The organism is Streptomyces sp. NPDC059477, assembly GCF_042749375.1.
Lineage (GTDB): Bacteria > Actinomycetota > Actinomycetes > Streptomycetales > Streptomycetaceae > Streptomyces.
In genome coordinates this window covers 16,417-25,125 of record NZ_JBHYUG010000070.1, presented here as the reverse complement: position 1 = coordinate 25,125, position 8,709 = coordinate 16,417, and the positions used below count along the sequence as shown (strand labels likewise).

Sequence of the window (8,709 nt, the reverse complement as noted above, 5' to 3'; positions counted from 1 at the left end):
GCTACCCGCTGGTCGTCAAGCCGGTCGATCTGTGCGCGGGCATGTTCGTGCGCGCGGTCGCGGACGAGGCCGGCCGGGGCCCCCCCGGGGGGGGGGGGCGCCCGGTAGCCCCCCCCCACCCCGGGCCCCCCCCCCGGCTAGGGGTGGGGGGGGCCTTCGTCCGTTCCGGGCCGCGGGCCCCGTCCGTCAGTGGACGGCGTCCACCGTCGTGGCGGCGCGGCGGGTGAGGACCGAGGCACGGATCTCCCCGGCCCGGACGGCCGTCGTGGACAGCAGGGTCGAGGTCAGGCCGTGGGTGTGCTCGGTGCCGCCCTGGAGATAGATGTCGGCGCTGACGGTCGGCAGGGTCTCCACCCGGTGGTCACGGCCGACCCGCAGGGCGTCCTCGTCGTCGCGCAGGCACAGCTTGCCGATCTCGCCGAGGCGGTCGGCGATGCCCTGCGGCTGGTAGCCGGTGGCGTAGACGAGCAGATCGGCGTCGAGCACCTCGCGCTCGCCGGTCGGCAGGAACTCCACGGTGAGCTTGACGTCCTGCGACCCGGCGGCCACCTCGCGCAGCCGGGAGACGTTCATCATGCGCAGCCGCCGCTGTCCCTGGACCTGTTCCTGGTACATCTGGCGGGACAGGGCCTCGATCAAGTCCATGTCGACCACGGAGTAGTTGGTGCTCCGGTGATAGTCGTGCAGGGACCGCTTGACCTCGCGCGGTGCCTCGTAGAACAGGTCGACGGCCTCGGGGTCGAAGATCCGGTTGGCGAACGGGCTGTCGTCGGCCGGGGTGTAGCCGTACTTGGCGAAGACGGAGCAGATCTCGGCGTCGGGGAAGTTGCGGTGCAGATAGTCGACCGCCTCGGCGGCGCTCTGTCCGGCGCCCAGGACGACGGCCCGGCGCACCGGGGTGCCGGAGCCCTTCAACTCGTCCACGCGCGGAAGCAGTTCGCTGGTGTGCCAGACGCGTTCGGACCGTACGGCGTCGGGCGGCAGGTGCGGTTCCAGGCCGGTGGCCACGCAGATGCCGCGGGTGCGGCGGACCGTGAGACCGCCGGGCTCGCGCGGATCGCGGCTGGTGACATCGAAGAAGCGGACCACGCCGTCCTCGGTGACGGGTTGTACGGAGACCACCTCGGCGGAGTACTCCACCAGACCCGCGACGCGGGCGGCGGCCCACTCGAAGTAGTCGTGGAACTCGATGCGCAGGGGGAAGAGCGTCTTCAGATTGAGGAAGTCGGCCAGCCTGCCACGGTCGCGCAGATAGCACAGGAAGCTGAAGTCACTGGTCGGGTCGCGCATGGTGACCAGGTCCTTCAGGAACGACACCTGCATGGTGGCGTCGTCGATCAGCATGCCCCGGTGCCAGCCGAACCTCGGCTGCTTCTCCAGGAATCCGACCCGCAGCGGGTCCGTCCCCGAGGACGCCGGAGGTTCCTGGAGCGCTATCGCGAGGGCGAGGTTGGACGGGCCGAAGCCGATACCCAGAACGTCGTAGATGAAATCCGGACCACTTCGCAGCGCCGCCACAGCGTCATCGCCTCCCAATCAGGGGTCACCGCACCCACGGGCATGAGGGCGCGGCTCCCAAACAGGCACATGCTAGATAAGGTTAGCCTTACCTAGCAATGCCTTCCGGGGTGATGTGCGCCCCCTCGTGGTGCCGGCCCATCGGAATGACCATCGGCGTACGGCTCACCGGATCCTCGCCGACGACACAGCGCAGGCCGAAGACCTCCTCGACCATGGCCGCGGTGACCACGTCGGCCGGGGTGCCCTGACCGGCGATCCGGCCCTGTTTCATCGCCACGATGTGATCCGCGTAACGGCACGCCTGGTTGAGATCGTGCAACACCATGACGACCGTGCGGCCCTGATGCCGGTTCAGGTCGGTGATCAGATCGAGGACGTCGATCTGGTGCGCGAGGTCGAGATACGTCGTCGGCTCGTCCAGGAGCATCACAGGGGTGCCCTGGGCCACCGCCATGGCGATCCAGGCGCGCTGCCGCTGGCCGCCGGAGAGTTCGTCCACGGCCCGGTGCGCGAGGTCGGTGAGCGCGGTCGCCCGCAGCGCCTCGTGCACGGCGTCCTCGTCGGCGGCCGACCACTGCCGCCACCAGGTCTGGTGCGGTGAACGGCCGCGCCCCACCAGGTCGATGACGGTCAGCCCCTCGGGCGCGACGGGCGTCTGCGGCAGAATGCCGAGCCGCTGCGCGAGCACCCGGGTGGGGATCGAGCGCACCGAGCGCCCGTCGAGTTGCACGGCCCCGGACTTGGGGACCAGTAGCCGGGCCAGCGCGCGCAACAGGGTGGACTTGCCGCAGGCGTTGGCGCCGACGATCGCGGTGATCCGGCCGGGCGGTATCGCGAGGTCGAGCCCGTCGACGACGATCCGGTCGTCGTAGGCGAGGCGCAGCGCCTCGGCCCGGAGGTCGGGGCCGGTGGCCCGCCCGTTGGACGGCTGCGGGGCCTTCTCGTGGTCCTGGACGGGGGTTTGGGCGTGCGCGTCGGGTACGAGGTGGGCGTGGGCCCGCGCGTCGGGTTGAGCGCTGGGTTGAGCCTGCGCGTCGGAGTGGGCGCTGGGTTGGGCCTGCGCGTCAGGGTGGGCGCTGGGTTGAGCCTGCGCGTCAGGTTGGGCATCGGGTTCAGCCTGCGCCTTGATTTGGGCCTCGGTCCGGGCCTGCGTCTCGGCGTGCGGGGGAGCCTGGGGTGCGCGGGAGACGCCCGCCTGTGCCTCGGGCGACCGGCCGGCGTCCTCCGCCCGCCCCTGGCCCGCCGGGAGGCCGTCAGCGGGCCCCTCCGGGGGACGAGCACCCTGGGTCGGCACCTCGGCCGACCCGCCCTGCGGACCAACGCCCTGCGCCGACGCCTCCGCCGAACCGTCCCGGGGACGAGCACCCCCCGCCGCAAGAACCCCCTCCGGCAAGCGAGCGGCATCCCCCGCCTGCCCTGCGCCGCCCGCCCCGGCGCCCTCGGGCGACCCCGGGAGGCCGTCAACCGCCCCCTCCGGAGGACCCGCACCCAAGTCCGACGCCTCCGCCGACCCGCCCTGCGGACCAACGCCCTGCGCCGACGCCTCCGCCGGACGAACGCCCTCCGCCGTCACCTCCACCGACCCGTCCGACGGACGAGCACCCTCCGCCGAACCGTCCCGGGGACGAGCACCCCCCGCCGCAAGAACCCCCTCCGGCAAGCGAGCAGCGTCCCCCGGCTGCCCCCCGCCGCCCGCCCCGGCGTCCTCGGGCGACCCCTTGCGCAGGTCTTGGCCCCCGGTGGGGCCCTGGTACGTCGATGACACGTCTTCAGCCTCCTGAACCCGCGCGGTTGGCGCGGACGAGCAGCCACAGCAGTACGGGGGCGCCGAGCACGCCCGTGACAACCCCGACCGGCAGTTCCGTGTCCGGGATGAGTTTGCGGGCGATCAGGTCGGACACCAGCACCATGAGCGCGCCGGTCAGACCCGCGGCCACGGGTGGAGGTACGGCAGTGCCGGTCAGGCGCTGGGCGACCTGGGGTGCGGCGAGGGCGACGAACGCGATCGGCCCGGCGGTCGCGGTGCCGAAGGCGACCAGCCCCACGGAGATGAGCAGCACGGCGACCCGTACGGTCTGCACCCGGGTGCCCAGGCCCCGGGCCACGTCGTCGCCGAGTTGCAGGGTGCGCAGTTGATGGCCGAACAGCAGGGCCGCCGGGAGCAGGACGGCCAGGGCGAGCGCGAGCGGGGCGATCTGGTCCCAGGTGCGGCCGTTGAGGTTGCCGACCAGCCAGCCGAGCGCGGCCTGGGCCTGGAAGCGCTGGCCGTGGGCCATCAGGTAGTCGGTGCAGCTGGTGCAGATCCAGGCGATGCCGACGCCGACGAGGACGATGCGGTAGCCGGTGGTGCCGCGTTTCCAGGCCAGGACGTACACCAGGGCCGCCGCGGTCAGCGCGCCGGCCAGGCCGAGGCCCTGGGTGCCGAGGCCGCCGTCCCAGCCGAGCACGATGCCGGCGACCACGGCGGTCCCGGCGCCCTGGGTGATGCCCATCATGTCCGGGCTGGCCAGCGGGTTGAGGGTCATGGTCTGGAGCAGCGCGCCGGAGACCCCGAAGGCGATCCCGACGAGCAGTCCGGCCAGGGCGCGCGGCAGCCGCAGTTCGTGCACGATCAGCTCGGTGCCGGGGTCACCGCCCCCGAAGAGGGCCCGCACGACCTCGCCGAGCGACAGCGAGATGTCCCCGACGGACACCACGACACAGAACGCGAGGAACGTGAGCGCCGCGAGCACCAGGCACACGGCGGCCATCCTGAGCCGCACAACGCCGGAGACGGGCGGGAACGGCAGCCGGAAAGTGACCCGTTCCACGGTGCGCCGGGGCCGGTCAGGGGCGGCGGTGTCCTTGTGGCCCGGCGGCGGCACGAGTTCGGTCTTCATGGGTTCACCGCTTCACGGGGTTCGGGCGTAGGGCCCTGGTGGTGGTTCCTGGTCGCCGGGGACGCGGGCCGGCGGGCCGCACCCGCCGCGCGGGGCGCGGGTGACCGGACTCCGGCCACACCCCGTGCCACACCCCACGTCGGAAACACGCCGACCCCGCCCTCCCCCGCCTCACAGCTCCGCCAATCGCCGTCGGCGGACCATCGCGATGAAGAACGGGCCGCCGATGAAGGCGACGAGGATGCCGGCCTGGATCTCGATGGGGCGGGCGATCAGGCGGCCGACGATGTCGGCGGAGAGCAGCAGACAGGGGGCGAGGACCGCCGAGAGGAGGAGGATCCAGCGCTGGTCGGGGCCGATGCGGGCGTACTGGGTGAGGACGCGGGCGATGTGCGGGACGACCAGGCCGACGAAGACCACCGGGCCGATGACGGCGACCGCCCCTCCGGTGAGAAGGGTCACAGCGATCACGCCCTGGACGCGGATCAGCCCGATCTTCAGGCCGAGGGACTTCGCCACGTCGTCGCCGAGGGCGAGGCTGTTGAGGGCGGGCGCGCAGGCGATGGCGAACAGGGCTCCGACGCACAGGAACGGCAGGACCCGGATCAGCACCTCCTCGTTCTGGTTGGCCAGGGAGCCCGCCGACCAGAACCGGTAACGGTTGAGCGCGTCGGGGTCGGTGAGCGCGATGGCGCTGGTCAGCGAGAACAGCAGGGACGTCATCGCGACGCCCGCGAGGGCGAGTTTGACCGGCGTGGTGCCCGAGCGCCCGAGCCCGCCGAGGAAGTAGACCAGCACGCTCGCGGCCATCGCCCCGCCGAACGCGAACCAGATGTAGCCGTAGAGCGAGCTGACGCCGATGACGCCGACCGCCAGGACCACGGCGAAGGCGGCGCCCGCGCTCACCCCGAGAATGCCGGGGTCGGCCAGCGGATTGCGGGTCAGGGCCTGCATGAGCGCGCCGGACAGGCCGAGCGCGGCGCCGGTGGACAGGCCGAGCAGGGTGCGCGGCAGCCGGACGTTCCAGATGACCGTGTCGATACGCGCGCTGGGCGCGTCGCCGAGCAGGGTGTGCACGACCTGGTCGAGCGGCACGCTGAGCGCGCCGAACGCCATCGAGAGCGCGCAGAGCACGAGCAGCGCCGCGCCCGAGGAGGCGAGCAAAAGTACTGCGCGGGGGCCTTTCGCCGCCCGGACCGCTGAGGTCCCCACGTGAACTTCCTTTGATGAGGCTTACCTTAACTGTAGGGGGAGATCCACAGGACGAGAACTCCAGGACGTGCCCCTCGGCACCCCCGCCCCGAGGGCGGCCACGATGGACACCCCTGGGAATTAGGTAACCCTTACCTTAGTATGTCGGCGATCCCCGGCCCAGGGCCGGGAACGACCTGCTGGGGAGGCACGCGGCCGTGTGCGGTTCCGAGGAAGTACTGACCTACTGGCGGCGGTTGCTCACCCCGCTCCCGCTGGAGATCTCTCTCCCCGCGGACCGGCCCCATCCGCCGGAGCCGGGGCCCGAGCGGGAGACCCGCTCCTTGAGCGGTCTTCCGGCCGCCCCCGACGCACAGCTCTTCGCGGCCTTCCTGGCCCTGCTGCACCACTACTGCGGCGCCACGGATCTCACGGTCGGTCACGACGGGCTGCCGGTGCGGGTGTCCGTCGAGCACGAGCCGGACTTCGCCGAACTGACGCTGCGCGCGGCCCAGGTCTGGGAGGACGCGCAGAGCCACCGGGTGCCGGTCGAGCTGCTGGTCGACGAGTTGCGCCCGGCCCCCACCCGGGGCGGCGGCCTCTTCTGCAACACCGCGTTCTCCACCGCCGCCCGGCCCGTGGGCGAACTGCCCGGCCCGGTCGACCTGCATCTCGACGTCCAGGACGGCACGGCCCGGCTCCGGTACGCCCCCGCCCTGCTGGACGCGGCCACCGCCGACCGGATCCTCGCCCACTACCGCACGCTCCTCACCGACGCCGTGGCCCGCCCGGACACCCCCGTCGCCCGGCTCGCCCTGATGACCGAGGGGGAACACCGGCAGGTCGTCCACGGCTGGAACGACACCGGGCACACCGTCCCGGCCCTGACCTGGCCCGCGTTCTTCGCCGAGCAGGTCCGCGCCCGCCCCGACGCGGTGGCCCTGGTCTTCGAGGACGAGGAGCTGACGTACGCCGAACTGGACGCGCGCGCCAACCGGCTCGCGCACGCCCTGCTCGCGCGCGGCGCCGGACCCGAGCGGATCGTCGCCCTGGCGCTGCCGCGCTCCATCGAGCTGATCGTCGCCGAGGTCGCCGTGCTCAAGTCGGGCGCGGCCTATCTGCCCGTCGACCACGACTATCCGGCCGACCGGATCGCCTACATGCTCGGCGACGCCCGCCCGATCTGCATGGTCACCACGGCGGAGACCGCCCGCGAGCTGCCGGAGCAGGACGGCATGTCCGTCCTGGCTCTGGACTCCCCCGCCGCCGCGGCCGACCTGGCGGCCCGCCCCGCCCACGACCCCACCGACACCGACCGGGGCACCCCCCTCACGGTCCTGAACGCCGCCTACGTCATCTACACCTCCGGTTCGACCGGCCGCCCCAAGGGGGTCGTCCTCGCGCACACCGGGGTGGCGAAACTCCTGGCCACCCAGGTGGAGCGGTTCGGGATCGGCCCGCACAGCCGGGTCCTGCAATTCGCGTCGCCCAGTTTCGACGTGGCGTTCTGGGATCTGTGCCTGGGGCTGCTGTCGGGCGGCCGGCTGGTCGTCGTACCGGCCGAGCTGCGGGTGCCCGGGGCGGCGCTCGCCGACTACGCGCACGCGCACGGCATCACCTTCATGATCCTGCCGCCCGCGCTGCTCGCCGCCCTCCCGGACGATGTCCGCCTCCCGCCGGAGGCCACCCTGCTGGCCGGGACCGAGCGGGTGTCGCCGGAGCTGGTGGGGCGGTACGCGCGCGGGCGGATGATGTTCAACGCGTACGGCCCGACCGAGGCGACCACCAACTCCACGCTCGGCCGGTGCGACCCGGACACCCCGGCCGGCGCGATCGTGCCGATCGGGGTCGCCGACCCCGGCACCCGCGCGTACGTCCTGGACGCGTTCCTGCGGCCGGTGCCCGCCGGGGTCACGGGTGAGCTGTATCTCGGTGGCGCCGGGCTGGCCCGGGGCTATCTCGGCCGCCCCGGCCTGACCGCCGAGCGGTTCGTCGCCGACCCGTTCGGCGCCCCCGGCGAGCGGCTGTACCGCACCGGCGACCTGGTGCGCCGGCGCGCGGACGGGCGGCTGGACTTCCTGGGCCGGGCGGACACGCAGCTCAAGATCCGGGGCTTCCGGATCGAGCCGGGCGAGATCGAGTCGGTGCTGCGCGGCCATCCGGCCGTCGACCAGGTCACCGTCGTCGCCCGCGAGGACCGCCCCGGCGACCGCCGCCTCGCCGCCTATGTCGTGCCCGCCCTGGACGCCCCGCGCGAGGACTCCGCCACCGCCCGCGTCGAGGAGTGGAAGGAACTGCACGAACTCCTCTACAGCGCCGCCGGTTCGGACAGCTTCCGGGAGAACTTCGCGGGCTGGAACAGCATGTACGACGGCACGCCGATCCCCGTCGAGGAGATGCGCGAGTGGCGTGCGGCGACCGTCGACAGCGTCCGCGCGGCCGGTCCGGTGCGCCGGGTGCTGGAGATAGGCGTCGGCAGCGGGCTGATCCTGTCCCGGCTGGCCCCGGACTGCGAGTCGTACTGGGGCACCGACCTCTCCCAGCGGGCCGTCGACGCCCTGCGGGCCCAGGTCGCCGCCGATCCGGACCTCGCGGGCCGGGTCGAACTGCGCGCCCGCCCCGCCCATGACACCGAGGGTCTGCCCGCCGGGCACTTCGACACGGTCGTCATCAACTCCGTCGCCCAGTACTTCCCCTCCGCCGACTATCTCGTGGACGTCGTGCGCAAGGCCGCCGGACTGCTCGCCCCCGGCGGCCGGATCTTCCTCGGCGACCTGCGCAATCTGCGGCTGCTGCGCACCCTGCGCGCCGCGGTGGAGACCCGCAGGACAGCGGAAGCCCACCACGACAGCGACGGCAGCGACGACAAGGGCGCGTTGCGGGCGGCCGTGGAGCGGTCCGTGCGCTGGGAGGGCGAACTCCTCCTCGACCCGGACCTCTTCGCGTCCCTGGACGGCTTCACGGCCGACATCCGGATCAAGCGGGCGGCCCATCACAACGAGCTGAGCCGCTACCGGTACGACGTCGTCCTGCGGCCCGCCGAGCCGGTGCGGGGGGGGCGCGCCGCGGCGCGCCCCCCCGCCCCCCCGCGGGCCCCCCCCCCCCCGGAGGGCGGCGC

At 73.2% G+C, this 8,709-nt stretch carries 5 protein-coding genes; 1 reads left to right on the top strand and 4 read right to left on the bottom strand.

Annotated elements, in window-relative coordinates:
- Positions 1-186 precede the first annotated feature (186 nt).
- The 4 genes from ACFXAZ_RS28340 to ACFXAZ_RS28325 form a co-directional block, all read right to left on the bottom strand.
- Positions 187-1,518: a lysine N(6)-hydroxylase/L-ornithine N(5)-oxygenase family protein gene (locus ACFXAZ_RS28340; protein WP_384596959.1), complete on the bottom strand. Its 1,332-nt coding sequence runs from the start codon at positions 1,516-1,518 to the stop codon at positions 187-189.
- A gap of 88 nt (positions 1,519-1,606) precedes the next feature.
- Positions 1,607-2,404, bottom strand: a complete 798-nt coding sequence (locus ACFXAZ_RS28335; RefSeq protein ID WP_384596998.1) for an ABC transporter ATP-binding protein — start codon at positions 2,402-2,404, stop codon at positions 1,607-1,609.
- 886 nt (positions 2,405-3,290) lie between these two features.
- Entirely contained in the window at positions 3,291-4,400 is a 1,110-nt protein-coding gene (locus ACFXAZ_RS28330) for a FecCD family ABC transporter permease (protein WP_384596957.1), read from the bottom strand.
- Positions 4,401-4,571: 171 nt separating this feature from the next.
- Entirely contained in the window at positions 4,572-5,612 is a 1,041-nt protein-coding gene (locus ACFXAZ_RS28325; protein WP_384596955.1) for a FecCD family ABC transporter permease, read from the bottom strand.
- Positions 5,613-5,809: 197 nt separating this feature from the next.
- Here ACFXAZ_RS28325 and ACFXAZ_RS28320 point away from each other — a divergent pair.
- Positions 5,810-8,709, top strand: a 2,900-nt coding sequence (locus ACFXAZ_RS28320; RefSeq protein ID WP_384596953.1) for an amino acid adenylation domain-containing protein, incomplete at its 3' end; no start/stop codon positions are given.